The sequence below is a fragment of the Streptomyces sp. NPDC057697 genome, from assembly GCF_042799335.1.
Lineage (GTDB): Bacteria > Actinomycetota > Actinomycetes > Streptomycetales > Streptomycetaceae > Streptomyces.
In genome coordinates, this window is record NZ_JBHVJA010000005.1 from 318,633 (window position 1) to 343,682 (window position 25,050).

A 25,050-nucleotide genomic window follows, 5' to 3' on the forward strand; every position below is an offset into this window, starting at 1 on the left:
CTCAGCTCTGGGGCGTGAGGGAGGGCAGGGTGAACCACACGGCCTTGCCGTGCTCCGTCGCGCGGTGACCGCAGGACGAGCTGAGCGTCCGGATCAGCAGCAGGCCCCGGCCGTGCTCCTGCCAGGGATCGGGCTCGCCGCCCGGGTGCGGGAAGGCGAGGCCGTCCGGCGGGACGGGGTCGCGGTCGTGCACCTCGACCTGGCAGCCGGTCGGCAGCAGCTCCACCACCAGCTCGATCGGCTCGTCGCTCCGGGTGTGCTCGACCGCGTTGGCGACCAGCTCCGCGGTGAGCAGCTCGGCGGTGTCGGCGTCGGCGGGCGCGTCGATGTCCGCGAGCACCGTACGGATCAGGGCGCGGGCGATCGGTACGGCCGCCGTCGAATGCGGCAGCGCGATCCGCCAGGAGGCGGGAAAGGGGACATCGGGAGGCACGGCATGGCTTCCGTTCCGGGGGTGGGGTACGGGGGCTCTCTGCGGTTCTGGGCTCAGCGGTTCGGGGCTCAGCGGTTCTGGGCTCTGCGGTTCTGGGCTCTGCGGCTCGGGACTCTTCAGTTCGGGGCTCTTCGGTTTCGGTTCAAGACTTCTCGGTTTCAACCTTACGAAGCGCAACGACACAGACAAGGGACTGCCGACCGGTATGAAAGGGACGTTCGCCACTGCGTCTCACCTTCTGCCTATCGCGTGCTCGTGACGGGAGTCACGTACGAGTGATAAGTTCGGGATGCAGGCAGCAGCCCGACGGCTGAAGGGGAGCCCCCTCGATGAGCCCGTTTCCCAGCTCCGCACCGCACACGGACGAATGGCGCCATCTGCGGCTGACGACGGACGACGGGGTCGCCACCGTCACGCTCGCCCGGCCCGAGAGACTCAACGCGCTCACCTTCGGCGCCTACGCCGACCTGCGCGACCTGCTCGCCGAACTGTCCCGCGAACGCACCGTGCGCGCCCTGGTGCTCGCGGGCGAGGGCCGCGGCTTCTGCTCCGGCGGAGATGTCGACGACATCATCGGCGCCACACTCGCCATGGACACCGCCCAGCTCCTCGACTTCAACCGGATGACCGGCCAGGTGGTGCGGGCCCTCCGTGAGACCCCCTTCCCCGTCATCGCCGCCGTACACGGGGTGGCGGCGGGCGCGGGGGCGGTCCTCGCGCTGGCCGCCGACTTCCGGATCGCCGATCCGTCGGCCCGTTTCGCCTTCCTGTTCACCAGGGTCGGCCTCTCCGGCGGCGACATGGGCGCCGCCTACCTGCTGCCCCGTGTCGTCGGCCTCGGTCACGCCACCCGGCTGCTGATGCTCGGCGAACCCGTCCGCGCACCGGAAGCGGAACGGATCGGACTCATCAGCGAACTCACCGAAGAAGGCCGGGCCGACGCGCGCGCGGCGGCGCTCGCCCGCCGTCTCGCCGACGGACCGGCCCTCGCCCTCGCCCAGACCAAGGCCCTCCTCACCGCCGAACTCGACATGCCGCTCGCCGCCGCGGTCGAGATGGACGCCGCCACCCAGGCCCTGCTGATGCACGGCGAGGACTACGCGGAATTCCACGCGGCCTTCACCGAGAAGCGGCCCCCGAAGTGGCAGGGCCGGTAACCGTGCCCCCCGGACCGGCCGCGGCGGCCCGGACCGGCGTGCGGCGCATCGCGGTCATCGGCGGCGGCCCCGGCGGGCTCTACGCCGCGGCCCTGCTCAAGCGGCTCGACCCGGCCCGGGAGGTCACCGTCTGGGAGCGCAACGCCCCCGAGGACACCTTCGGCTTCGGGGTCGTCCTGTCCGACGAGACCCTCGGCGGCATCGAGCACGCCGACCCCGTGGTGTACCGGGCCCTCCAGGACGCGTTCGTGCGCTGGGACGACATCGACATCGTCCACCGCGGCGTCACCCAGACGTCCGGCGGCCACGGATTCGCCGCGCTCGGCAGACGCACGCTGCTGCGGATCCTGCACGACCGCTGCGCGTCCCTCGGCGTACGCCTCCGCTTCCGCACCGGGGCACCACCCGCCGCCGAGCTGGCCGCCACCCACGACCTGGTGATCGCCGCCGACGGCGTGCACAGCCTCACCCGGGCCGCCCACGCCGACACCTTCGGCCCCCGCCTCACCACCCACCGCTGCCGCTACATCTGGCTCGCCGCCGACTTCGCCCTCGACGCCTTCCGCTTCGAGACCGCCGAGACCGCGTACGGCGTGATGCAGCTGCACGGCTACCCCTTCTCGGCCGACGCCTCCACCGTCATCGTCGAGATGCGCGAGGAGGTCTGGCGGGCCGCCGGCTTCGACCGCTGCGGTACCGAGCACTCGACGCTGCGCTGCGCCAAGATCTTCACCGAGGCGCTCGGCGGCCGGCCGCTGCGCTCCAACAACTCCTCCTGGCTCACCTTCCGCACCGTCGTCAACGACCACTGGTCGCACGGCAACACGGTCCTCATCGGCGACGCCGCCCACACCGCGCACTTCTCCATCGGCTCGGGCACCAAACTCGCCGTCGAGGACGCCCTCGCGCTCGCCGCCTGCGTCGAGGAACAGCCCGACCTGCCGAGCGCACTGACCGCGTACGAGACCGAGCGCCGCCCGGTCGTCGAATCGACCCAGCGGGCCGCGGCGGCCAGCCTGCGCTGGTTCGAGGAACTCGCCACCTACGTCGACCAGCCGCCCCGGCAGTTCGCCTTCAACCTCCTCACCCGCAGCCGCCGCGTCACCCACGACAACCTCCGGCTGCGCGACGCCTCCTTCACGGCCGCCGTCGAGACGGAGTTCGGCTGCGCCCCGGGCGTCCCGCCGATGTTCACCCCGCTGCGGCTGCGCGGCCTCGAACTCCGCAACCGCGTCGTCGTCTCACCCATGGACATGTACGGCGCCGTCGACGGGGTCCCCGGCGACTTCCACCTCGTCCACCTGGGCGCCCGCGCCCTCGGCGGCGCCGGTCTCGTCATGACGGAGATGGTGTGCGTCAGCCCCGAGGGCCGCATCACCCCCGGCTGCACCGGCCTCTACACCCCCGAACAGGCCGCCGCCTGGACCCGGATCACCGACTTCGTCCACACGGGCGCGCCCGGCACGGCCATCGGCGTGCAGCTCGGACACTCCGGGCGCAAGGGCTCCACCCGACTGATGTGGGAGGGCATCGACCAGCCCCTCGACCACGGCAACTGGCCGCTCGCCGCCGCCTCCCCGCTCCCGTACACGGACGGCGTCAGCCAGATCCCGCACGCCCTGGACCGGGCCGGACTCGACACCGTGCGCGAACAGTTCACCGCCGCCGCCCGGCGCGCCGAGCACTGCGGCTTCGACCTGCTCGAACTCCACTGCGCCCACGGCTACCTGCTCTCCGGCTTCCTCTCGCCGCTCACCAACCACCGCACCGACGAGTACGGCGGACCGCTGCGCAACCGGCTCCGCTTCCCCCTCGAAGTCTTCGACGCGATCCGCGAGGAGTGGCCCGACGACCGGCCCATGACCGTCCGGATCTCCGCCACGGACTGGGCCGAGGGCGGCACCACCGCCGAGGACGCCGTCGAGATCGCCCGCGCCTTCGTCGCCCACGGGGCCGACGCCATCGACGTCTCGACCGGCCAGGTCGTGCCGGACGAACAGCCCGAGTACGGCCGCTCCTACCAGACCCCGTACGCCGACCGGATCCGCAACACGCTCTGCGTGCCCGTCATCGCGGTCGGGGCGATCTCCTCCTGGGACGACGTCAACTCCCTGCTGCTCGCGGGCCGCGCCGACCTCTGCGCCCTGGCCCGCCCCCACCTCTACGACCCGCACTGGACCCTGCACGCGGCGGCCGAACAGGGCTACGCGGGACCGGGCGCGCCCTGGCCGCTCCCGTACCGCGCGGGCAGCCGTACCCCGCCCACCGGCCGCACGGACGCACCGAAGCCCCGGCTCACCCTGGAGTGACGGGCTGACACTCGTGGCACAGGCACCCCTGCGGATGCGGCGCCGCGTGGTGCGCGTGCCGCTGCTCGCGGGCGATCCGCTCCAGCGGCGCGGCCGGCTCCGTGGCCTCCTCGCGCGTGCCGAGGCCCCGGCCGTCGCACCGCTTCAGCACCGCGGGGGCGTACACCGGCCGCGCCCGGAAGGTGTGCGGATGACGGACCCCGGTGTCGACGGTGAGCCAGTGACCGGTGTGCCGCCCGTGCCCCACCGTGTTCAGCTGATGGTGCCCCGTCCCCGGGCAGCTGCCCACGACGTACACCGTCGCGCCGCCCCGGTACGCCTTCGTGTCCGGCCGCAGCTCCTGGCCGAGCTCCCCGTACCGCCGCCACAGCACCACGTTCGCGGCGACCAGCCGGACCGGCTCGGGCGTCCCGCTCACCGCTGCGCCACGCTGATCAGCACCCGGTCCGAGACCGGCCGGTAGCCGATGCGCCGGTACAAGGCGTTGCTGACGGGGTTCGCGAGATCGGTGAAGAGCAGCACCTCCTGCGCGCCCGCCTCCCTCGCCGCCCGGCTGATCTCCACCGTCACCGCCGCCGCGTAACCCCGGCCGCGGTGCTCCGGCGGAGTGTAGACCGTCACGACCCGCACCATGCCCGCGAGGCGCCGGGAGACGCCCGCCATCGACACCGGGACGCCGCCGTCCTCCCAGAGCGTCAGCCCGCCGGCGGCCGTACGGTCGTCGACCAGCCGCTCGACATGGGGGCCGGCCTGGCCGATCTCCTCGGCGAAGGCGTGGTGCCAACCCAGCAGCAGCGCCCGGTCGGCGGCGACGGCTGTCCTGGGCCGCCCCGAGGGGGCGGGGGAGGGCGGGACCAGGGCCGCCAGCCGGTAGAGCCGCTGCTCCTCGTCGACCCGGTGTCCGGGCCAGGCGGCGGCGAGCACCTCGGCGGTGGCCCGGTCCGCGTTGATCCGGGTCAGGGGGAGCGCGGCGGTCAGCGGACCGACCGCCTCCGGGGCGACGGAGCCCAGCACCGGTGGATGCGGCGGGGTCCGCACCAGCGTCCCCGCCACCTCGCCGTCCGTCCCCCGCCACCAGCCCAGCAGCGGAGCGGCGTCGCCGTAGGCGTGCGGGCCGCGCAGCCGCAGGGTCTCGGTGACGGTGAGGACCAGGGTGTTCTCGGCGGGCCGGGCGGCCAGCGAGGCGCCGGCCGCGTCCAGGAAGACATCGACGTCATCGGTGAAGGTCCAGGGCATGGTTCATCCTGGCCGGTGCCCGGGGGGCGCGGCACCCGCATTTGCGTCCCGGCCCTCCCGCAGCCGGAAGCGCTGGAGCTTGCCGGTGGCGGTGCGGGGGAGCGCGGCCGGGAACTCGACGACGCGCGGGCACTTGTGCGGGGCCAGCGCCTCCTTCAGATACGCGCGCAGCTCGTCGCCGGTCGCCGCCGCGCCCTCGCGCAGCACCACGTACGCCACCACGATCTGGCCGCGCAGCTCGTCCGCGCGCCCCACCACGGCCGCCTCGGCCACCGCGGGATGGCGCAGCAGGGCGTCCTCGACCTCGGGGCCCGCGATGTTGTACCCGGAGGAGATGATCATGTCGTCGGCGCGGGCCACGTAGCGGAAGTAGCCGTCGGCGTCACGCACATAGGTGTCCCCGGTGAGGTTCCAGCCGTGCGCCACGTACTGCCGCTGGCGCTCGTCCGCGAGGTAGCGGCAGCCGACCGGTCCGCGAACGGCGAGGAGTCCGGGTTCCCCGTCCGGCACCGGGCGGCCGTCGCGGTCCATGATCCGGGCCTGCCAGCCGGGCACGGGGACCCCGGTGGTGCCGGGCCGGATCGCGTCGTCGGCGGCCGAGAGGAAGATGTGCAGCAGCTCGGTGGCGCCGATGCCGTTGATGATGCGCAGCCCGGTCCGCTCGTGCCAGGCCCGCCAGGTGGCGGCGGGCAGGTTCTCCCCGGCCGAGACACAGCGCCGCAGGGAGCTGAGATCGTGGCCGTCGATCCGGTCGAGCATCACCCGGTAGGCGGTCGGCGCGGTGAACAGCACCGAGACACGGTGGGCCGCGAGCGCGGGCAGCAGCTGCGCCGGACCGGACTGTTCGAGCAGCAGGGCACTGGCACCGGCCCGCAGCGGGAAGACCACCAGACCGCCGAGCCCGAAGGTGAAGCCGAGCGGCGGACTGCCCGCGAACACGTCGTCGGGGGTGGGGCGGAGCACCTGGGCCGAGAAGGTGTCGGCGACGGCGAGCACGTCCCGGTGGAAGTGCATGCAGCCCTTCGGGCGCCCGGTGGTGCCCGAGGTGAAGGCGATCAGCGCGACATCGTCCGCCGCCGTGTCCACGGCACGGTACGGCCCGCTCCTGGCCTCGGCCAGGCGCAGCAGATCGTCCGGGGCGTCACCTCCGTAGACCGTGATCCGCAGCCCCGGCGCCTCCGCCTTCACCAGGTCGTCGACCGCCCGGACATCGCACAGGGCGTGGCTCACCCGGGCGAGGGAGCAGAGGGTGGCGAGTTCGGCCGGCCGCTGCCGGTCCAGCACCGTGACGGCGATCGCGCCCGCCTTCAGCACCGCGAGCCAGCAGGCGGCCAGCCACGCGGTGGTGGGCCCGCGCAGCAGGACGCGGTTGCCGGGGACGACCCCCAGATCGGTGGTCAGGACATGGGCGATCCGGTCCACCCGCTCCCGCAGCTCCCCGTAGCTCCAGACCGTGCCGTCGGCGGCACGGAAGGCGGGGCGGCCGGGGCCGAGGCGGTCGGCCGTACGGTCCAGCAGTTCCACCGCGCAGTTGAGGCGGTCGGGATAGCGCAGTTCGGGAAGGTCGAAGAGCAGTTCGGGCCACTGGTCCCGCGGTGGCAGGTGTTCCCTGGCGAAGGTGTCGAGGTGCGCTGAGGTCTTCGGGTCCATGACGGATCGCCCCCTTGTCGCTTCTGGAGCGTATCGTTTGGGTGACGGTAGTCAACGGTCCGCGATAGACCGAGTGGACTGGAGCACGGGCGAGCGGGAAGACGCGTACGGAAACGGACGGACCGACGGAGCGGAGGGCGGATGCGAAGAACGGGCACGAGAATCCGGGAAGACAGCACGAGAGAGGCGCCGGTATGACGGCATTCTCGCTCGAACCCGGGCAGACCGCCTGGTGTGAGGAGCTGAGGACCCTCGCCCGGGAGCAACTGCGTCCCCTCGCCGAGAAGGGCGGCCCCGGCCAGGTCAACCGCCCGCTGCTCGCCGCGCTCGGCGCCGCGGGCCTCCTCGACCGGATGCTGAGCTCCGGCGCCCTCGATCTCTGCCTGCTCCGCGAGTCCCTGGCCCGCGGCTGCACGGAGGCCGAGACCGCGCTGGCCCTCCAGGGCCTCGGCACCCACCCCCTGGTCCGGTCCGGCACCCCGGCCCACCGCGAACGCTGGCTCCCCGAGGTACGGGCGGGCCGCGCCGTCGCCGCCTTCGCGCTCAGCGAGCCGGGCGCGGGCTCCGACGCGGCGGCCCTCGCCCTGACCGCCGAACCCGCCCCCGGCGGCTGGCGGCTGACCGGCGAGAAGTGCTGGATCTCCAACGCGCCCGAAGCCGATTTCTACACCGTGTTCGCCCGCACGACCCCGGGCGCCGGTGCTCGCGGGGTCACCGCGTTCCTCGTCCCCGCCGACCGCCCCGGGCTGACCGGCACCGCCCTCGACATGCTCTCGCCGCATCCCATCGGCGCCCTGGCCTTCGACGGCGTCCCGGTCGCCCCCGACGACGTCCTCGGCGAACCGGACCGCGGCTTCCGGGTCGCCATGGACACCCTCAACCTGTTCCGCCCCAGCGTCGGCGCGTTCGCCGTCGGCATGGCCCGCGCCGCCCTCGACGCCACCCTGGCGCACACCGCCCACCGCACCGCGTTCGGCGGCCCGCTGAAGGACCTTCAGGCCGTCGCCCACCAGGTCGCCGAGATGGCCACCCGGACCGAGGCCGCCCGGCTCCTGGTGTACGCGGCCGCCGCCGCGTACGACGCGGGGGAGTCCGGCGTGCCGCGCCGGGCCGCCATGGCGAAGCTGTACGCCACCGAGACCGCCCAGTACGTCGTCGACACCGCCGTCCAACTGCACGGCGCCCGTGCCCTGCGCCGCGGCCACCTCCTCGAACACCTCTACCGGGAGGTCCGCGCACCACGGATCTACGAGGGCGCCAGCGAGGTCCAGCGCACCATCATCGCCAAGGAGCTGTACGCGAGCCGGGAGGCGTCCGCATGAGTCCGGTCCACCGGGTCAACCCCGTCGAGCTGTCCCCGCCCACGGGCTTCTCGCACGCCGTCACGGCCACCGGCGGCCAGCTGGTCTTCCTGGCCGGGCAGACCGCCCTCGACCAGGACGGCAAGGTCGTCGGCGATGAACTGCCCGAGCAGTTCGCGACGGCGCTCACCAATCTGCTCACCGCGCTGCGCGCGGCGGGCGGCGCACCGGCGGACCTCGCCCGGGTCACCGTGTACGCCACCGATGTCGCCGACTACCGTGCACGCGCCGCGGAACTGGGCCGGATCTGGCGCCGGCTGGCCGGCCGGGACTACCCGGCGATGGCGGTCATCGGGGTGGCCAGGCTCTGGGACGAACAGGCCCTGGTAGAGATCGACGGGGTGGCCGTCCTGCCGTGAACGACGCCGTACGGGCCCGGCGATCCGGGCCCGTACGGGATCGACGACCCCCGTCAGTACGGCTGCACCAGCACATGCGCCGCGCCCGGGATGCCGACCTTCAGCAGCTCGTCCTCCTCGGGCGTCGTCGCGTTGCCCGTCTCCTGCTTGAGCACCGCGCGCGACATGGCCTGCACCCACATGGCCCGGGGACGGCGGCGGGCCTCCCACGCGTCGAGCGCCGCGGCCACCCCCTCCTCGGCGTCCAGCGACTGGGCGAGCACCAGCGCGTCCTCCACGGCCATCGCCGCACCCTGCGCGATGTGCGGGGTTGAGGCGTGCGCGGCGTCACCGGCCAGGACGACCCGGCCGACGTGCCACGGCTCCTCGACCGTCACCTGGGAGATCCGCGAGTACACCACCGAGGCCGGGTCGGTGACGGTGGCCAGCGCCTCGGCGACCGGTCCGGAGAACACCGCGAGGCGCTCCGTGAGCTGCTCGTGGGCCCGCTCCGGGTCCGGCCGGAAGTCCTCGGACTCCGCGAAGACCGCGCCCAGGTACATCAGTTCCTCGGTGATCGGGGTGAGCAGTGCCTTGGCCTCCTTGCCCGCGGTGCCCATCACCACGCCCCGCACCTGCGGCTGCCGGTCCACCGTCACCCGCCAGTTCGCGAAGCCGGTGTACTCGGGGGTGTAGCGGTCCCCGTAGAGCCGGGTGCGCAGCGGCGAACCGATCCCGTCGAAGCCGACCACCAGGTCCCAGCGGCCCGCGGAGCCGTCGGAGAGGGTGACGTCCACGCCCGCGCCGTCGTCGGCCAGCTCGGTGATCGTGGTGCCGAAACGGATCTTCGCACCCGCGCCGACGGCGGCGGCGTTCAGCACCCGGGCCAGGGCGGGGCGCGGGATGCCATTGTTGGAGGGGGCGTCGCCCATCCGGGGCTGGGGTATCTCGGCGAGCGTGTTGCCGGCCGGGTCGGCGATGGTCAGGATCTCCCACTCGAAGCCCGCCTCCAGGCAGTCGTCGAGCACCCCGATCTCCCGCATGACGTGGAGGGCGTTGGACGGCTGGATGATGCCGACGCCGAGGGCGTCCAGCTCGTCGCGGAGCTCGGCGACCTCGACGGTGTGGCCGCGCCGGGCCAGCGCGGTGGCGAGGGTGAGCCCGCCGATGCCGCCGCCGTGGATCAGGACGCGCAGGGGTGTTGCCATCTCAGGTGTCTCCAGAACGGGAAAGGTGAGGGGAGCGGACGTTCAGCCGGCCGCGACGGACAGGCTCATCAGGTGGTCCACCAGGGCCAGCAGCACGTCCCGGCCGAACGGCCGCTCGCGGACGTCGCCGATCAGCAGCGGAACGTGCGGGTCCAGGTCGAGGGCGGCCCTGATCTCGTCCGGTGTACGGGTGTTGTGGCCGTGGAAGCAGTTGATCGCGACCACGAACGGGATGTTCCGGCTCTCGTAGAAGTCGATCGACGCGAAGCTCGTCTCCAGCCTGCGGGTGTCGGCGATCACCACACCGCCGAGCGCCCCGTTGACCAGGTCGTTCCACATGAACCAGAAGCGCTCCTGGCCGGGGGTGCCGAAGAGGTAGACCACCAGCTCGGAACTGACCGTGATCCGGCCGAAGTCCAGGGCCACGGTGGTGGTGTCCTTCTGGCCGACACCGGCCAGGTCGTCGACACCGATGCTGGCCTTGGTCAGGTACTCCTCGGTGCGCAGCGGCGCGACCTCGCTGACGGCGCCCACCAGGGTGGTCTTGCCGACGCCGAAACCTCCGGCGATAAGGATCTTGACGGCGGCGGGGGCCGCCTGGCTGCTTGTCATCTTGGTTCAGAGTCTCCGGAGTCCGTCACGAACGGCGGCCAGCAGGCCCATGTCGGCCCCGCCGGCCACGCGCGCCACCGAGAGCGGGGCGCGGGCCAGCAGCAGGCCCTGGGCGACGAGGTCGGCCAGCAGGATCTTGGTCACCGACACCGGGAGGCCGAGGTCGGAGGCGACTTCGGCGACCGCGGCCGGGCGGCGGCAGCGGTCCAGGATCATCCGGTGCTCCGGCTGGAGCCTGCCGGGCCGGACCGGCGCGCCGTTCTCGTCGCGGGGGTCCTGCGCGGTCGTCAGCACGGTGATGAGGCTGAAGTCGTCCCGCTCGGGAGCGGTCCGGCCACGGGTGATGGTGTACGGGCGCACCATCGTGCCCGCCCCGTCCTCCTCGGCCTCGTCCTCCCAGTACGGGGTCACGCGCGCTGCCCGTCCCCGGTACCGAAGGCGTCGAACTCCCCGCGCGCCGGCGTGGTGAGCTTCTGGCCGACCTGCTGCACGAGGTTGTGCATGGCGAGCGACATGATCTCGGCGTCCACCTCCTGGGAGGCGATCACCGCCAGGTGGGTGCCCTGGGCGGCCGCGATGATGAAGAGCCAGAGGTCGTTCAGTTCGACGATCACCTGGTGCACGGCGCCGCCGTTGAAGAGCTGGCCGACGCCGCGCGCCAGGCTCTGCTGGCCGGTGCAGATGGCGGCCAGCCGTTCGGCGTCGGCGCGGTCGATGGTGCGCGAGTGGCTCACCACGAGCCCGTCGTCGGACAGCAGGACGGCGTTCAGGGTCTCGGCCACCGAGTCCACCAGGCCGTCGAGCAGCCAGTCGAGGTCCTGGTGGGTGGCGGTTGTGCGTGTCATGGCCGTTCTTCTCTCGTGGGCAGGGGGAGGGCGGGCGGTGCGGGCTGCTGCTTCGGTGCCTCGTCGGTCGCGCGGGCGGCCCGGGACCGGCGCTGGAACGCGCCGATCGCGGCTCCGGCCCGGCGGGGCTCCGTTCGTGGCAGCGGGTTCTCCGGGCGGCTCGGCGGCTGCGGGGCGGTGGGCCGCGAGGCCGGGTCGATCCGCAGTTCGTCGGCCAGACTGGCCTGCCGCACCCGGCGCGGCAGCGGGGGTTCCGCGCCGGGGACGGGCTCCGCGGTCCGGCCGTGGACCGTGCCGGGCTCCGGCGGTGCCGGATGGTCGGGCTCGGACACCGGCAGCGGGGCGGGCCGTGCGTTCTCCGGCTCGGAGGGCCGGGGCGCGGGGACCGGAAGGGGCGTACCGCCCGGACCGGAGGTGTACGGGGCGGGGTACGGCTGCTGCGGATCCAGGTACGGCTCCGGGGGCGCCGCGAACGGGGGCTGGTCCACGGGGTACTGACCGGCGGCCGTCATATAGGGCTGCTCGGTCGGGCCGTACGGCTCCTGGTGGGTGGCGTACGGACCGGCCGGTGCGGCGTAGGGGTGCTCCGGGACGCCGAACCCGCCGTCCGGTGCCGCGTAGGGCTGTTCCGGTCCGGGGAACGGGGCTCCGGCCGGCTGGTACGACTGTTCCGGCTCCGGCCGGTACGGCTCCTGCTCCGGGGCCGGGGCCGGGTGGGGCTCCTCGGCGGCCGGGAGGGGCTGCTCGGTGGTGGCGTACGGGGCGCCGGCCGCGTTCAGCGCGGTGACTCCGGCCAGGGCCTGGCCCTGTACGCGGGTGGGCAGCGCGTCACCGGGTCCGGCGGCGGGGGCCTCCGGGGCGGCGGGGGCGGCAGCGGGGGCCGGCACGCCGACCGGGCCGGTCCGCGGCTCGGGGACGGTGAGCTCGTCGGGGACGAGCACGACCACGCGGGTACCGCCGTACGCGGAGGAACGGAACTCCACCCGCAGGCCGTGCTGGTCCGCGAGCCGGGCGATCACGTACAGGCCGAGGCGGATGTCGTCGGAGTGGGCGAGCACGTCCATCCGGGGCGGCCTGACCATCAGCTCGTTGGCGGCCGCCAGCTGGTCCTCCTCCATCCCGAGCCCGCGGTCCTCGACCTCGATGGCCAGACCGCGGCTGACCTTGGCGGCCCTGACCTCGACCGGGCTCGGCGGCCGGGAGAAGGTGAGCGCGTTCTCGATCAGCTCGGCGAGCACATGGGAGACCGGGCCGACGGCCCGCTCCGACAGCCAGGGGGCCCCGTCCAGGTCCAGCACCACCCGGCGGTAGTCCTGCACCTCGCCCTGGGCGGACCGCATCACGTCCAGCAGCGGTACCGGCTTGCGCCAGCGCCGGTGCGGGGAACCGCCCGCGAGGATGACCAGGTTCTCCTCGTAGCGCCGCAGCCGGGCGGTGAGGTGGTCGAGGTCGAAGAGGCCGTCGAGCACCTCGGGGTCCTCGTGCTTGCGCTCCAGCTCGTCCAGCTTCTTCAGCTGCTGGCCGATCAACTGCTGGGTGCGGCGGGCGATGCGCTGGAGCAGCCGCTCGAACCCCCGGTGCTGGTCGGCCTGTCGGACGGCGGCCGCCAGCGCGCTGGTGCGTGCGAGGTTGAGCGCGTCGCCGAGCCTGCTCAGCTCGTCGCCCCCGCCGCCCTTGCCGTCGGACTCGATGGCACGCGCCTCGGCCTCGACATCGATCCGCTCGCCCTGGGCGAGCCGTTCGACGACGTCCGGCAGCGCCTTCTCCAGCTCCTCGGCCCGCTCCTGCAGACTGCCGATCCGGCGTCGGAGGTTACGGGTGAGGCGCCAGGTGGTCCAGATGACGGCGATCACGGCCAGCAGACCGACGACCGTGGTCAGCACCATCTTGAACAGCAGCGACATGACGCTGCCCTTGCCCTCCTCGACCACACTGGCGGTGCGGTGCTCAAGGAGCTTCTCGATCTGCGGGGTGAGCTGGTCCATCGCCCCGCGCCAGGTCTCCTCCCGGGCGCCGAGCGCGACGAACCCCTTCGCGTCGGCATCGGCCGGACGCAGCACCTCGTTCTCCACCCGCGTCTTGGTCTTCCAGGCCGTGCTGGCGGTGATCTTCTCCCACATGGCCTTCTCGTCGGAGGGCAGCTGGGGAACGACCTTGGTGGAGTACTGGAGTTCCTGGCCGGAAACGGCTTCCCGGACCTGCTTGAGGTCCTCGGCGCTCAGCTTCCCCGCGGGCCAGCCGCGCGCCAGCAGGGCGTCCGAGCGGGAGATCATCTCCTTGGTCCAGAACAGGTCGACCAGCGGCTGGGAGAGCGTGGTGATGCGGCCGTTGTCGACATGGCTGAGCGCCCCGAAGAGCTGGAGGTCGACCGCGATCAGATCCGTGTAGTAGCGGTACACGGCCTTCTGCTGGTCGTTGCCGCCGTCGTCGACGAGAGCGCGCTGGGCCGGCAGCTGGTTGATGGCCGCGCGGGCCCTGCTCACCGCGTCGCGGACCTCGCCGGGCGCGTCGTCGGTGGCCACGTCGGAGAGCGACTGGAAGCTCTTGACGGCCTCGTCGGTCAGCTTGCGCTGCCGCTGGAGTTCGCCGGTGGCGCCCCGGTGCCGGGCGAGCGCCTCGGCGCTGAGCCGGCGCTCGGCCTGGAGGTTGTAGTACACGATGTTGGACGGCTGGCCGGCCTTCTGCGCCAACTGCCCCTGGGCGGCCTGACGTTGGAAGTCCAGCAAGGTCTGGCCACTGGTGACGGCCCAGAGGGCCGCCAGCGCGACGCCGGGGACGATGGCCAGAACGAGCAGGGCGGTCCGCAGCGACATGGTCGTCGACTCGGTCCGCCGTGAGGCGCGCGTGCGCAGGGCGTACTCCTTGATGGTGCCAGCCTCAGGACTGGTCAAATCCGTTGAGAACTTCGACAGATAGATATTAGTCACAGTGAAAAAATGAAAAGAAAGCGGGCTCACAAGTGCATCACTGATCACGCACAGGCCCGCCACAGTCATCCCGAAGGGTCGGGTGCGGCGCGCCGTACGAGTGAAGCGCGGTCGGGGATATATCTCTGTCTGGTGCTCTTTGTCCGTGATGTATCGCCCAGGTTCCGGCCATCCGTCCGGGGCGGGCGCGGGACGCCCCCCGGGGCCGCATGACCGCGCTCATCGTCTGCCACTTCGTCCTGGCCGCCTGCGCCCGCCCGCTGGTCCGGGCGCTGGGCAGGCGCGCCTTCGTCGTCCTCGCGCTGCCGCCGGCCGCCGCCACGGTGTGGGCCCTCACGCAGTGGAACACCACGGCCTCCGGGGGCGCGGTCACCTGGTCGTGGCGGTGGATGCCGGCGTACGACGTCACCGTCGCCCTGCGGTTCGACGCGCTCGCCGAGTTGATGGTGCTGCTCGCGGCCGGGATCGGCACCCTCGTCCTGCTCTACTGCGCCTCGTACTTCACCGACGGGTCACCGCGGCTGGCCGGATTCGCCGGGAACCTCCTGGCGTTCGCGGGCGCCATGCTCGCCCTCGTCCTCGCCGACGACCTGATCTCGCTCTATGTGTTCTGGGAACTGACCACGGTCTTCTCCTATCTGCTGATCGGCCACGACAGCGAGCAGAAGCACAGCCGCCGCTCCGCGCTCCAGGCGCTCGCCGTGACCACGCTCGGCGGCCTCGCGATGCTCGTCGGCTTCCTGATCATCGGTCAGGCGGCGGGCACGTACCGGATCTCCGCGATCCTCGCCGACCCGCCCCCGGCCACCCTCGCCGTCTCCGTCGCGGTGGTGCTGATCCTGTGCGGGGCCCTGTCCAAGTCGGCGATCTGGCCGTTCAGCCTCTGGCTGCCGAACGCCATGGCCGCGCCCACCCCCGTCAGCGCCTATCTGCACGCCGCCGCGATGGTGAAGGCCGGGGTCTACCTGGTCGCCCGGCTCGCGCCCGGCTTCGCCGACGTGCCCGTCTGGCGGCCCGTCGTGATCGTCCTCGGCGCCGCGACCATGCTGCTCGGCGGCTGGCGGGCGCTGCGCCTGAACGACCTCAAGCTCGTCCTCGCCTACGGCACCGTCAGCCAGCTCGCCGGGGCGGGCAACCGGGACACCGCCCTGGCCGCCGCCGTCATGATCCTCGCTCACGCGCTCTTCAAGGCACCGCTGTTCCTCGTCACCGGCATCGTCGACCACGCGGCGGGCACCCGTGATCTGCGGCGGCTCTCCGGCGTCGGCCGGGCGCTGCCGCACGTCTGTACGGTCGCGGTGCTCGCCGCCGCCTCCATGGCGGCCCTGCCCCCGCTGCTCGGCTTCGCCGCCAAGGAGGCCGCCTTCGACGCGCTGCTGCGCGGATCGGCCGCCGACCGCTGGGCGCTGGGCGTCACGGTCGCGGGCTCCGCCCTGACCGTCGCGTACACCGTGCGGTTCGTCTGGGGCGCCTTCTTCCGCAAGCCCGGGGCCGAGGACACCCCGGTGCACCGGGTCGGCCCGGCCTTCCTCGCACCGCCCGCCGTGCTCGCGGTCTGCGGGCTGGTGCTGGGGCCCGGTACCGGCTGGACCGACCGGCTGTTCAGCGCGTACGCGGACGCGTTCCCCCCGTCCGCCCACCCGTACCATCTCGCGCTCTGGCACGGCTTCGGGACGGCCCTGCTGCTCTCGGCCGTCGCCACCGCCGGCGGCGTGGCGCTCTTCCTGGGCCGCGCCGCCGTGACCCGGCTCTCCCGGCGGATCGCCTGGCCGACTGCCGACAGCGTCTTCGGCCATCTGCTGCTCGGGCTGGAACGGTTCTCGCTCCAGCTCACCGGATTCGTCCAGCGCGGCTCGCTCTCCGTCTACCTCGCCACCACACTGCTCGTGATGCTGGCCGGCCAGCTCACCGTCCTCGGCGTGGACCGGCCCTGGCGCACGGCCGCCGCCCCGAGGATCTGGGACGTCCCCCTGCAAGGCGCCGTCGCCCTGCTGACCTGCGCGGCCGCCCTCCTGTGCCTCACCGTCCGGCGCCGGATGAAGGCCGTGGTCCTGGCCGGGCTGACCGGATACGGCGCGGCACTGCTCTTCGTCGTCCAGGGCGGCCCGGACCTGGCGCTCACCCAGTTCTGCGTCGAGACCGTGTCGATGATCGTGTTCGTGCTGGTGCTGCGGCGGATGCCGGTGCACTTCCAGGAGTCGGTCAGCACCTGGCGCCGCGCCGTGCGCATCCCGGTGGCGCTGGCCGCGGCGGCGACGCTCGGCGTGGTGGTCTGGGTCGCGGCGGCCGCCCGTACGGCGGGCCCGGCGGGCGCGGCCATGGTGACGGAGGTGTCCCACCACGGACTGAAGGACGTGGTGGCGACCATCCTGGTCGACCTGAGGGCCTGGGACACCATGGGGGAGTCCGCCGTGCTCGCCGCGGCGGCGGTCGGTGTCACGAGCCTGATCTATCTGCACCGCCGGACCGAGGGACCGTCGCTGCGCGAGGAGACCGGGGGCCGCACCGCCTGGTCGTTGACGGCCCCCGGCATGACCGGACTCCTCCACGGCGACGAAGGGGCGCCCGAGCGCGGCTGGCTCGCGGCCGGCGCGACACTGGCGCCCGAACACCGCTCGGTCGTCTTCGAGGTCGTGGCCCGGCTGCTGTTCCACCCGGTCCTGGTGCTCTCGCTGTACCTGCTCTTCTGCGCCGAGAACATGCCGGGCGGCGGCTTCGTCGCCGGACTCGTCGCCGGACTCGCCCTGATCACCCGCTATCTGGCGGGCGGCCGCTTCGAACTGGCCGAGGCCGCCCCGCTCCAGCCCGGACTGTTCACCGGGCTCGGACTGTTCCTCTCCACCGGCGTCGCCCTGCTCGGCCTCGTCGACGGAACGGTCCTGCACGCCTGGACCCACCACGGCAGGCTGCCCCTGATCGGCGCGTACCACATCGGTACGCCGATCCTCTTCGACTTCGGGGTCTATCTGCTGGTCCTGGGCGTGGTGCTGGACATCGTGCGCGCGCTCGGCGCCAAGATCGACCGCCAGATCGAACGCGCCGCCGCCGAGAAGGCGGCCGCCGCGGGCCCCCCGACACCACCGGCGGCACCCGGAACGGAAGGCACCCCCGGATGACCGTCAGCGCCTCCCTCCTGGCCACCGCCGCCGTGCTGTGCGCGGTCGGCGGCATCCTCATGCTCACCCGGCCGCTCACCCGCATCCTGCTCGGCGCGGTGATCGCGGGCAACGGCATCAATCTGCTGGTCCTCGCCGCCGGCGGACGGGCCGGCGCGGAACCCCTCCTCTACGGCGTCCCGCTCGGCCGGGTCACCGACCCGCTGCCCCAGGCGATCGCGCTCACCGCGATCGTCATCACCCTTGCCACCACGGCGTTCCTCCTCGCCATGGCCTACCGCAGCCACCAGCTGACCGGCACCGACGAGGTCCACGACGACCTGGAGGACCGCCGCATCGCCCTGCGCTCCGAGGTACTGGGGGAGCGGGACGAACTGCGCGAGGCCTACCGGGCCGCCTCCGACGTCACCGACCAGGAACGCACCCGCTACCGCGAGGAGCGCCGCCGCCTGCGGGCCCGGCTGCGCGCCGACCGCGCCCTCCAGGCCCGAGGCCGGGACGCCACCGGGGACCTCTGGCACGACGTACTGGGCGCGGATCCCGAGGACTACGCGCGCCTTCGGGCCCATGTGGAAGACACCGACCCGGGAGCCGCCGGATGAACGCACTCGTCCCCCTGCCGGTGCTGCTGCCGCTCTGCGCCACCGGCCTGAGCCTCGCCTTCGGCACCCGCCTCAAACGACTCCAGCGCCTCATCAGCGTCGTCGTGCTCGGCGCCGTACTCGGGCTCTCCATCACCCTGATGATCGCCGCCGACATTCGGGGCCCGCTCACCGTCCACCTCGGCGACTTCGCCCCGCCGCTCGGCATCACCCTGGTCGCCGACCGGCTGTCCGGACTGATGCTCACCGTCTCCTCGGCCGTCACGCTCTGCGTGCTGGTCTACTCCCTCGGCCAGGGCATGGCCGACCGGGAGGAGGAGACACCCGTGGCGGTCTTCCACCCCGCCTATCTGATCCTGGTCGCCGGGGTCTCCTGCACCTTCCTCGCGGGCGACCTCGTCAACCTGTACGTCGGCTTCGAGATCATGCTGGTCGCCAGCTTCGTACTGCTCACCCTCGGCGGCACCGGACCCCGCATCCGCGCGGGCTCCACCTACGTGATCATCTCGCTGTTCTCCTCGATGCTGTTCCTCACCGCCATCGCCATGACGTACGCGGCGACCGGCACCGCGAACTTCGCCCAGCTGGCCGGCCGCCTCGCCCAACTCCCGCTCGGCGTCCAGACCCTGATCCAGGCGATGCTGCTCACCGTCTTCGCAGTCAAGGCCGCCGTCTTCCCGCTCGCCGCGTGGCTTCCCGACTCCTACCCGACCGCGCCCGCCCCGGTCACCGCCGTCTTCGCGGGACTGCTCACCAAGGTCGGCGTCTACTGCATGCTGCGCACCGAGACCCTGCTCTTCCCCGGCAACCGGCTCGGCGATCTGCTGATGGCCGCCGCACTCGCCTCGATGGTCGTCGGCATCCTCGGAGCCGTGGCCCAGACCGACCTGAAACGGCTGCTCTCCTTCACCCTCGTCAGCCACATCGGCTACATGGTCTTCGGGATCGGCCTCGCCACCCGGGACGCCTACAGCGGCGCGATCGTCTACGTCGCCCACCACATCACCGTCCAGACCACGCTGTTCCTGGTGGCGGGGCTCATCGAACGCCGGGGCGGCACCACCGAACTCACCCGGATCGGCGGGCTCGCCAAGGCCGCCCCGCTGCTCGCCGTCCTCTTCTTCGTGCCCGCGATGAACCTGGCCGGCATCCCGCCGCTGTCCGGCTTCATCGGCAAGCTCGGGCTGATGAGGGCCGGGGTCGCCGACGGAAGCGCCTGGGCGTGGATCCTCGTCACCGGGTCGGCACTGGCCAGCCTCCTCACCCTGTACGTGGTCGCCAAGGTCTGGAACCTGGCGTTCTGGCGGGCCGCGCCGCCCGGACAGGCCGCCACCGGCACCGTCCTGGAGTCCGACTCCGACGAGGACGACGACGCCGACGAGGGCCCCGACCAGATCCCCGGCACCGGCGACGAACCGGTACGCCCCCGCCACCAGCCCGCCGGACGGGCGGTCGCGGCCACCCTGCACGGTCACGCCGTCACCACCACGACCATGCTGCCGCGGCCGATGACCGGCGCCACCGCCGCGGCCGTCGCACTCGGCCTCGCCTTCACCGTGTTCGCCGGACCACTGACCTCCTACACCGACCGCGCGGCCGCCGAACTCATCGCGCGGACCCCCTATGTACAGGCGGTGCTCGGCCGATGAAACGCCTGCTCAGGCTCTCCTTCCGGAACAAGGACCTGCCGCCCTTCAGCTGCGAGTTCGCCGGACGCCGACGACGCGTGCTCGACCTCCCGCTGATCGCCTGGCTCACCCTCATCTGGGTGCTGCTCTGGTCCAGCCCCAACCCGGCCAACCTGCTCACCGGAGCGGTCGTCGCCGTGGCCGTCTGCCTGGCCTTCCCGCTGCCCCGCGTCGACCTCGGACTCCGTCTGCACCCCTGGGGCATCCTGATGCTCGCCGGATATCTGCTCTACGACATGTACACCTCGGGCGTACGCGTCACCCGGCAGATCTTCGTCGGCCACCCGCACCGGGCCGCCGTCATCGCGGTACCCCTGCGCTGCCGCTCCGATCTGATGCTCGCGGCCACCGCCGTCGCCGTCTCCAACGTGCCCGGCGGATCGGTCGTCGAGGTCCGCCGGGCCACGGCCACCGTCTTCCTGCACGTGCTCGACGCGGACAGACCCGCCGTGCTCGACGCGGCCCGCCGCTCCGTCTGGCGCCTGGAACGCCTGACCGTACGGGCCTTCGGCACGGCCGACGAGATCGCCCGCGTAGCGGAACCACCCCCGCCGATTTCGGCGCACGACAGGAAGGACGGGGCATGAGTGTGCCGGAGACCGTCGACCGGGCCCTGCTCACCGCGTCCGTCGTGGTGATCGTCGTCGCCGGGGCAGCGCTCCTCGCCCGCATCTGGCGGGGCCCCTCCATGCTCGACCGCGCCATCTCGCTGGATGTCTGCGCCGCCCTCATCATCGCGGGCCTCGGCGCCAAGTCCGCCTTCGCTCGGGACTCGTTCTACTTCCCGATCATGCTGGTACTCGCCTTCCTCGGGTTCACCGGCTCGGTCGGCATCGCCCGCTTCATCGCCGTACGCGACCGGCCGCCCCGGCACGGCACGAACGGGGACGGCCCCGGTGGCTCCGAGGGGACCCCGCGGTGAACCTCTGGTTCCAGATCCTCGACACGGCGGGCGCGGTACTGGTGTTCACCGGTGCGGGCATCTGCCTCCTCGGCGTGATCGGGATGCTCCGCCTGCCGGACGTGCTCTCCCGCAGCCATGCCGCGACCAAACCGCAGACCCTCGGCATGCTCCTGGTCCTCGCCGGGGTCGCCCTGCGGCTGCGCAGCGGCATGGACCTCGCCACCCTCGGGCTGATCGGCTTCTTCCAGCTGATGACCGGTCCGGTCGCCGCCCACCTGGTGGCCCGCACCGCCTACCGCACCGGTCAGATCGACCACGGCGAGCTGCTCTTCGACGAACTGGACGAGCAGCTGACCGAGGAGGAGTGAACGGGGCCGGGGCGCCACGGGCATCCCCGCGAATGCCACCGCCCGCGAGGCCCCGGCGGCTAGCCTCCGACCATGCTGCGTATCACCGACACCCGCACCGGCCGCCTCGTGGAGATCCCCGCCCCACCACGCCGCCTGCTGCGCAGTCACGTCCGGCTGCCGGCCATCGGAGAGGGCACGGCCACGGGCAGCGGCATCGGCCCGCTCCACCTGCGCGTCCCGCTGATCGGTGACGTACTGGCACGCACCGCCGAGCTGAACGGCCTCCAGGTCGTCACGGTCCTCACCACCCCTGAGCTGACGCCCGAACGGGCCGGGGCGCTGGACCGGGTCATGGCGGTGCTCGGCATCCATCCCCCCGTCGTCGTCGGGGCCCACCGCCCGGACGCGGCACTGGGCGGACCCGCCGACGTCCATGTGGTCGCGGAGGGCACCGACCCGGACGACACCAGGGGCGGGGCCCGGATCGAGGTGGCGCGGGTCGCCCCCGTGCCGTCGCCGGAGCACGTTCCCGCCCCGGGCGCACTCCCCGGCGCGAACGCCCGTGACGTCCTGGCCGCCCTGGCCGCCCCGGCCGCCCCGGACGCCCCGGCGGCCCCGGACGCCACGGGCCTCCAGGACGTCGCGGGCCTCCAGACCTCCACGGAACCGGAGGCCGCCGATCCGCTGGCGGTACGCCTGCTGCTGCTCGGCCTTCCCCGCGGGACCCCGGTCACGGTCGACGGCCCCGCGCTCGCCGAGGCCCGGCGGACCCTGCGCGAGTGGCGCCGGTCGGTCGCCGACTGGGCCGAGGAGCCGTCCAGGCCGGTCCCCGCCGACCTGCTGCGGCAGGCGCACACCGCGTTCGCCGAGGACCTCGACGTCGCCGCCGTCCTGGAGCTGCTGACCGACGTCGCGGAACGGCCCGGCCTGGCACCGGGCGCCAAGTTCGAGACCTTCGCCCACCTCGACCGCGTTCTCGGCCTGGACCTCGCCCGTGACGTCGGCCGGCAGCCCCGCCCGTAACGCCCGACGGCCCCCGCGAACAGGCGGACTCGCCTGAACCGGGGGCCGTCGGGCCGCACGCGTACCGCCGGACGGCGCCGCCGGACGGCGCTGGGGGGATGTCGTGGAAGAGACCAGTGAAGGCGGTGACCTGCCGCTATGAGTGACTGACGGTTTCTGACCTGCGCGAATGGGCCGGTTGATGAGGCTGGAAGTCCCAGAGAAGTCCCAGAGGACTCCCACTGATGACGGGGGCTCTTTCGGCTTTATACGCCAATTGGCCGACGAGGGTGGTGGAACCTTGGTGTCGGGTGACCGGCGCTCGATGGATGTCTTGCGGGATCTTAGGTTCCTGATGATCGACGATGACTCCGTGGTCGCCGGCGACAGTGAGCCGAGGGTGTCCGCCAAGCCTCGGGCGCCCTACAGAAGCCAAGCGCATCGAGAACGTCCCGTACGGCGGGGCGGGGCTGGAACTGTTCCCTGCGGAGGGCCCGCATAGCGAACTTCGTTGGCAAGTGGCCATGGATGTGGCGAGGGAAAAAGCCGTTCGTGAACAGTTTGCCCAGGCGCTACGTGACGAGGCAGCGCGCCGGCAGGAGGCCGCTGTCCTCAGCGCGTACTGCATGGCATTGGAACGTCGCATCAACGAGTTGAACGGTGTTGTGGACGAGTCAGCTCTGGACTCGGCTCGAATGTGGCTGGAGTGGGCAAGGGGGTATGCGAGGTCGATCGACCTCTTGACCCCGCTTCCAGAACTGTCGCACACCCGTGAGCCCACGCGTGAGGAGCTCAAACCATTTCTCAGGGGTTGGAGCCCCCATGGACCGGAGCGTCCAGGCGGACGACGACGCCCGCGTGAGCGATGGGCCGACGTGTTGCCGATGATGCACCATGTGGAGTGCGTGGCAATCCTGGAGCCGATCAAGTACGGGCTCTGAACTGCGATTTCGCCGGTGGGCGCGATGTGCCTCGCGGATGGTGCGCCACCCTCCTCTGCGCCCTGGCGGAGTCGCTGAGGTCGACGCACACCCACACCCACCCTCATACGCGATGTAAACCTGTGAACAAAGTCAATGCGTTAGCCTGGCCCGGGAGTGGGAAGACGCGAGGGGCTGCCTGCTCAAGTGCTCGCGCAAGCCGACACTCCGGTTCCGCTCGGCCGATGCCTCTGGAGAAGTGATGACCTCGCCCCCCGTCGTACCGGTGACCCTGGCCGAGATTGCCCGGCTCGCGGGGGTGGGGCGGGCCGCCGTGAGCAACTGGCGCCGTCGGCACGACACTTTTCCGCCGCGGATCGGCGGCGCAGACACGAGCCCGCACTTCTCCCTGACGGACATCGAAAAATGGCTCAGGGACAACGGGAAACTGGGCAAGACCACGAGCCGCGAATGGCTCTGGCCCCGGTTCGAGGCCTTGGGCGACCGTGACGAGACAGGGCTCGCCATTGCCGCCGTGGGACGGCTGCTCGCCCGCGGGGAGAGTGACGGCGGCGGGTCAGACGGTGCCGGTGCGGGCCCGGTGCGGGCCGCCGTGGAGCTGGGGCGACGCGAGGGTTCGTACGACATCCTCATGTTTCTCTTGCGCCGCTGGCTGGATACCCATGTACGCCAGATCACCACCACCCCCGAGCCGCTGGCCGATCTCATGGCCGATCTGGCCCTGCGGACGCGTGGGCCTTTCGTCGGCGAGCACCCTGAGGACCCCCTCAGGGTGCTCGACCCCGCATGCGGAGCGGGCCATCTGCTGGCCGCCGCCGCGAAGGCCGTCCCCACCGCGCTGAACCGCCCTGCCGCGCTTCTCGGTTGTGACCGTGATCCGGTGCTCACCGCTCTGACCGACGTGCGGCTCGCACTGCTGCCGGGCCCCGAGAGGCCGGGGCCCGCGTCCGTGCCCGTGATCGCGCCGGGGGAATCCCTCCGCGCGGATCCCCTCATCGGCGCACAGGCGGACATGGTGCTCTGCAACCCGCCGGCCAACGAGCGGGACTGGGGGTATGAGGACCTTGCCGCGGATACCCGGTGGGTGCACGGCACCCCGCCTCGTACCGAGCCCGAACTCGCCTGGGTGCAGCACTGCCTGGCCCGGCTCCGCCCAGGCGGCAGCGCGGTCCTGCTGCTGCCGCCGACCGTGGCCGCGCGCAAGGCCGGACGGAGAATCCGCAGATCGCTGCTACGCACCGGGGCCTTGCGGGCCGTGGTGGCTCTTCCGCCCGGATCCGCCGCGCCGCACAGTCTGTCTCTGCATCTGTGGGTGCTGCGGCGGCCTGCTCCGGGGGAGAGTCCGCAGGGTCCGGGGGAGTTCTTGTTCGTCGACGCCGCCGCGCGGTTTCCCCGGTCGACCTCTCGGGACAGCGGTCCTGAACGGGGCGAACTCGGGGACTTCATCCGGTCCGTCGTCGGCACGGCCGGCAGGGGAGCCGTGGCCGGCGCATTGTGTGAACAGGCGACCGAGGACTCCGGTGCGACCGCCTGGGTTGCGGCCGTCCCTGTCATCGACCTCCTCGACGACGACGTGGACCTCACTCCTGGCCGCCATGTCACGCCGGCTTCGGGACACGTCGGACCCCGGCTCGCGGACTCCTGGGGCGAGGTCGGCGAGCTGCTCGACGGACTCCGGACCGAAAGTGCCTGTCTGGCCGCCCTCGAACTCACCCGCGGTACGGAGGATCAGCCGAGCGCGACCGTCGGCGAACTCGCTCGGGCGGAGGCGCTCACCCTGCGCTCGGGCCGCCTTCCAGCCGAAGCGGCCGTACCGGAGCCCGGGCACGCGCGAGTCCCGCTGCTGACCATCTCCGATCTGCTGCTGGACGAATCCCCCGGTGGGTGGGTGTACCCGGACGACGCCGTCGTGGTGGAACCCCGGGACGTAGTGGTCGTCGGTGTGTCCAGGGAGTTCTCGGCCTGGGTCCACGAAGGCCCGCCGATGGCGGTGGGCCCGCAGATCCATGCGCTCCGGGTCGACCCGGATGTACTCGACCCCTGGTTCCTGGCGGGTTCACTCAAGTCGCCGGCCAACGCCCGCCACGCCGGCACCCATGCGTCCAGTTCTTCCCGGATCGATGTGCATCGGCTCCAGGTGCGCCGGATTGATCTGTCGCAGCAGCGCCGGTACAGCGACGCGTTCCGGCACCTGGCCGCCTTCGAGGGACTGGCCGAACGCTTGCGGATCGTCGCCAAGAGAATGGGACGGGATCTCGGAGACGAACTCGCGGCAGGCCGCCTGGCGCACGGGGAGTAGACCGGGCCCCGGTGGAGCGGAGGTCTGCCGGGGGATGCCGGGCCAGGTCGGGTGGTCCGGATCCGGCCCGGC

At 72.6% G+C, this 25,050-nt stretch carries 21 protein-coding genes; 12 read left to right on the top strand and 9 right to left on the bottom strand.

What is annotated here, in order from left to right; genetic code table 11:
• Nucleotide 1 precedes the first annotated feature (1 nt).
• The gene (locus ACFVFH_RS16860; RefSeq protein ID WP_383768681.1) at nt 2–433 is read right to left on the bottom strand and encodes an ATP-binding protein; all 432 of its coding nucleotides are present in this window, start codon (nt 431–433) and stop codon (nt 2–4) included.
• 329 nt (nt 434–762) lie between these two features.
• On the opposite strand from ACFVFH_RS16860, the gene ACFVFH_RS16865 reads away from it, so the two are divergent.
• The gene (locus ACFVFH_RS16865) at nt 763–1,590 is read left to right on the top strand and encodes an enoyl-CoA hydratase family protein (protein ID WP_383768684.1); all 828 of its coding nucleotides are present in this window, start codon (nt 763–765) and stop codon (nt 1,588–1,590) included.
• Nucleotides 1,575–3,899 carry a bifunctional salicylyl-CoA 5-hydroxylase/oxidoreductase gene (locus tag ACFVFH_RS16870; RefSeq protein WP_383768686.1) on the top strand — a complete coding sequence of 775 codons (2,325 nt, stop codon included), beginning with the start codon at nt 1,575–1,577 and terminating at the stop codon, nt 3,897–3,899. Before ACFVFH_RS16865 ends, ACFVFH_RS16870 begins: the two co-directional genes overlap by 16 nt.
• Here the strand turns inward: ACFVFH_RS16870 and ACFVFH_RS16875 are convergent.
• Genes ACFVFH_RS16875 through ACFVFH_RS16885 form a run of 3 tightly spaced genes read right to left on the bottom strand, consistent with a single transcriptional unit; the run spans nt 3,886 to nt 6,785 of the window.
• Nucleotides 3,886–4,317, bottom strand: coding sequence for a hypothetical protein (locus tag ACFVFH_RS16875; RefSeq protein ID WP_383768688.1), 432 nt, complete (start codon nt 4,315–4,317; stop codon nt 3,886–3,888). The genes ACFVFH_RS16870 and ACFVFH_RS16875 overlap by 14 nt on opposite strands.
• Nucleotides 4,314–5,135 carry a GNAT family N-acetyltransferase gene (locus tag ACFVFH_RS16880; RefSeq protein ID WP_383768691.1) on the bottom strand — a complete coding sequence of 274 codons (822 nt, stop codon included), beginning with the start codon at nt 5,133–5,135 and terminating at the stop codon, nt 4,314–4,316. Before ACFVFH_RS16880 ends, ACFVFH_RS16875 begins: the two co-directional genes overlap by 4 nt.
• A gap of 3 nt (nt 5,136–5,138) precedes the next feature.
• Entirely contained in the window at nt 5,139–6,785 is a 1,647-nt protein-coding gene (locus tag ACFVFH_RS16885) for an AMP-binding protein (protein WP_383768694.1), read from the bottom strand.
• A gap of 194 nt (nt 6,786–6,979) precedes the next feature.
• Here ACFVFH_RS16885 and ACFVFH_RS16890 point away from each other — a divergent pair, with 194 nt between their 5' ends.
• Both ACFVFH_RS16890 and ACFVFH_RS16895 read left to right on the top strand, forming a co-directional pair.
• Complete coding sequence (locus tag ACFVFH_RS16890) at nt 6,980–8,107, top strand: acyl-CoA dehydrogenase family protein (protein ID WP_383768698.1); 1,128 nt, start codon at nt 6,980–6,982, stop codon at nt 8,105–8,107.
• Nucleotides 8,104–8,505, top strand: coding sequence for a RidA family protein (locus tag ACFVFH_RS16895; protein WP_383768700.1), 402 nt, complete (start codon nt 8,104–8,106; stop codon nt 8,503–8,505). The genes ACFVFH_RS16890 and ACFVFH_RS16895 overlap by 4 nt, the downstream gene beginning before the upstream one ends.
• A gap of 53 nt (nt 8,506–8,558) precedes the next feature.
• Here the strand turns inward: ACFVFH_RS16895 and ACFVFH_RS16900 are convergent, their stop codons facing one another.
• From ACFVFH_RS16900 to ACFVFH_RS16920, 5 genes are read right to left on the bottom strand one after another with little or no spacing between them, the layout of a single operon-like run.
• Entirely contained in the window at nt 8,559–9,692 is a 1,134-nt protein-coding gene (locus tag ACFVFH_RS16900; protein WP_383768703.1) for an FAD-dependent monooxygenase, read from the bottom strand.
• Nucleotides 9,693–9,734: 42 nt separating this feature from the next.
• The gene (locus tag ACFVFH_RS16905) at nt 9,735–10,304 is read right to left on the bottom strand and encodes an ATP/GTP-binding protein (RefSeq protein WP_329923313.1); all 570 of its coding nucleotides are present in this window, start codon (nt 10,302–10,304) and stop codon (nt 9,735–9,737) included.
• A gap of 6 nt (nt 10,305–10,310) precedes the next feature.
• The gene (locus tag ACFVFH_RS16910; RefSeq protein ID WP_383768707.1) at nt 10,311–10,715 is read right to left on the bottom strand and encodes a DUF742 domain-containing protein; all 405 of its coding nucleotides are present in this window, start codon (nt 10,713–10,715) and stop codon (nt 10,311–10,313) included.
• Nucleotides 10,712–11,149, bottom strand: coding sequence for a roadblock/LC7 domain-containing protein (locus tag ACFVFH_RS16915; protein WP_383768709.1), 438 nt, complete (start codon nt 11,147–11,149; stop codon nt 10,712–10,714). Before ACFVFH_RS16915 ends, ACFVFH_RS16910 begins: the two co-directional genes overlap by 4 nt.
• On the bottom strand, nt 11,146–14,040 hold the full coding sequence (locus ACFVFH_RS16920) for a nitrate- and nitrite sensing domain-containing protein (protein WP_383768711.1): 2,895 nt from the start codon (nt 14,038–14,040) through the stop codon (nt 11,146–11,148). The genes ACFVFH_RS16915 and ACFVFH_RS16920 overlap by 4 nt, the downstream gene beginning before the upstream one ends.
• A 245-nt stretch (nt 14,041–14,285) precedes the next feature.
• Here ACFVFH_RS16920 and ACFVFH_RS16925 point away from each other — a divergent pair, with 245 nt between their 5' ends.
• The 8 genes from ACFVFH_RS16925 to ACFVFH_RS16960 all read left to right on the top strand — a co-directional run bounded on the left by ACFVFH_RS16925 (nt 14,286) and on the right by ACFVFH_RS16960 (nt 24,978).
• Entirely contained in the window at nt 14,286–17,192 is a 2,907-nt protein-coding gene (locus ACFVFH_RS16925; RefSeq protein WP_383768714.1) for a Na+/H+ antiporter subunit A, read from the top strand.
• Entirely contained in the window at nt 17,189–17,794 is a 606-nt protein-coding gene (locus tag ACFVFH_RS16930; RefSeq protein WP_383768717.1) for a Na(+)/H(+) antiporter subunit C, read from the top strand. The genes ACFVFH_RS16925 and ACFVFH_RS16930 overlap by 4 nt, the downstream gene beginning before the upstream one ends.
• Nucleotides 17,791–19,443 carry a Na+/H+ antiporter subunit D gene (locus ACFVFH_RS16935; RefSeq protein WP_383768719.1) on the top strand — a complete coding sequence of 551 codons (1,653 nt, stop codon included), beginning with the start codon at nt 17,791–17,793 and terminating at the stop codon, nt 19,441–19,443. Before ACFVFH_RS16930 ends, ACFVFH_RS16935 begins: the two co-directional genes overlap by 4 nt.
• Nucleotides 19,440–20,069, top strand: a complete 630-nt coding sequence (locus ACFVFH_RS16940) for a Na+/H+ antiporter subunit E (protein WP_383768722.1) — start codon at nt 19,440–19,442, stop codon at nt 20,067–20,069. The genes ACFVFH_RS16935 and ACFVFH_RS16940 overlap by 4 nt, the downstream gene beginning before the upstream one ends.
• Nucleotides 20,066–20,404, top strand: coding sequence for a monovalent cation/H+ antiporter complex subunit F (locus ACFVFH_RS16945; RefSeq protein WP_383768726.1), 339 nt, complete (start codon nt 20,066–20,068; stop codon nt 20,402–20,404). Before ACFVFH_RS16940 ends, ACFVFH_RS16945 begins: the two co-directional genes overlap by 4 nt.
• Nucleotides 20,401–20,754 (top strand): monovalent cation/H(+) antiporter subunit G, encoded by a 354-nt coding sequence (gene mnhG, locus ACFVFH_RS16950; RefSeq protein WP_383768729.1) that lies wholly within the window; start codon nt 20,401–20,403, stop codon nt 20,752–20,754. Before ACFVFH_RS16945 ends, mnhG begins: the two co-directional genes overlap by 4 nt.
• A gap of 72 nt (nt 20,755–20,826) precedes the next feature.
• Nucleotides 20,827–21,759 carry a hypothetical protein gene (locus tag ACFVFH_RS16955; protein ID WP_383768732.1) on the top strand — a complete coding sequence of 311 codons (933 nt, stop codon included), beginning with the start codon at nt 20,827–20,829 and terminating at the stop codon, nt 21,757–21,759.
• A 1,161-nt stretch (nt 21,760–22,920) separates the two neighbouring features.
• On the top strand, nt 22,921–24,978 hold the full coding sequence (locus tag ACFVFH_RS16960) for an N-6 DNA methylase (RefSeq protein WP_383768735.1): 2,058 nt from the start codon (nt 22,921–22,923) through the stop codon (nt 24,976–24,978).
• Nucleotides 24,979–25,050 lie beyond the last annotated feature (72 nt).

Excerpts from the sequence above, each read along its gene's own strand:
- ACFVFH_RS16865 (WP_383768684.1), top strand. The coding sequence starts at position 763 with ATGAGCCCGTTTCCCAGCTCCGCACCGCACACGGACGAATGGCGCCAT.
- ACFVFH_RS16880 (WP_383768691.1), bottom strand. The coding sequence starts at position 5,135 with ATGCCCTGGACCTTCACCGATGACGTCGATGTCTTCCTGGACGCGGCC.
- ACFVFH_RS16885 (WP_383768694.1), bottom strand. The coding sequence starts at position 6,785 with ATGGACCCGAAGACCTCAGCGCACCTCGACACCTTCGCCAGGGAACAC.
- ACFVFH_RS16890 (WP_383768698.1), top strand. The coding sequence starts at position 6,980 with ATGACGGCATTCTCGCTCGAACCCGGGCAGACCGCCTGGTGTGAGGAG.
- ACFVFH_RS16895 (WP_383768700.1), top strand. The coding sequence starts at position 8,104 with ATGAGTCCGGTCCACCGGGTCAACCCCGTCGAGCTGTCCCCGCCCACG.
- ACFVFH_RS16900 (WP_383768703.1), bottom strand. The coding sequence starts at position 9,692 with ATGGCAACACCCCTGCGCGTCCTGATCCACGGCGGCGGCATCGGCGGG.
- ACFVFH_RS16905 (WP_329923313.1), bottom strand. The coding sequence starts at position 10,304 with ATGACAAGCAGCCAGGCGGCCCCCGCCGCCGTCAAGATCCTTATCGCC.
- ACFVFH_RS16915 (WP_383768709.1), bottom strand. The coding sequence starts at position 11,149 with ATGACACGCACAACCGCCACCCACCAGGACCTCGACTGGCTGCTCGAC.
- ACFVFH_RS16925 (WP_383768714.1), top strand. The coding sequence starts at position 14,286 with ATGACCGCGCTCATCGTCTGCCACTTCGTCCTGGCCGCCTGCGCCCGC.
- ACFVFH_RS16930 (WP_383768717.1), top strand. The coding sequence starts at position 17,189 with ATGACCGTCAGCGCCTCCCTCCTGGCCACCGCCGCCGTGCTGTGCGCG.
- ACFVFH_RS16935 (WP_383768719.1), top strand. The coding sequence starts at position 17,791 with ATGAACGCACTCGTCCCCCTGCCGGTGCTGCTGCCGCTCTGCGCCACC.
- ACFVFH_RS16940 (WP_383768722.1), top strand. The coding sequence starts at position 19,440 with ATGAAACGCCTGCTCAGGCTCTCCTTCCGGAACAAGGACCTGCCGCCC.
- ACFVFH_RS16945 (WP_383768726.1), top strand. The coding sequence starts at position 20,066 with ATGAGTGTGCCGGAGACCGTCGACCGGGCCCTGCTCACCGCGTCCGTC.
- ACFVFH_RS16955 (WP_383768732.1), top strand. The coding sequence starts at position 20,827 with ATGCTGCGTATCACCGACACCCGCACCGGCCGCCTCGTGGAGATCCCC.
- ACFVFH_RS16960 (WP_383768735.1), top strand. The coding sequence starts at position 22,921 with ATGACCTCGCCCCCCGTCGTACCGGTGACCCTGGCCGAGATTGCCCGG.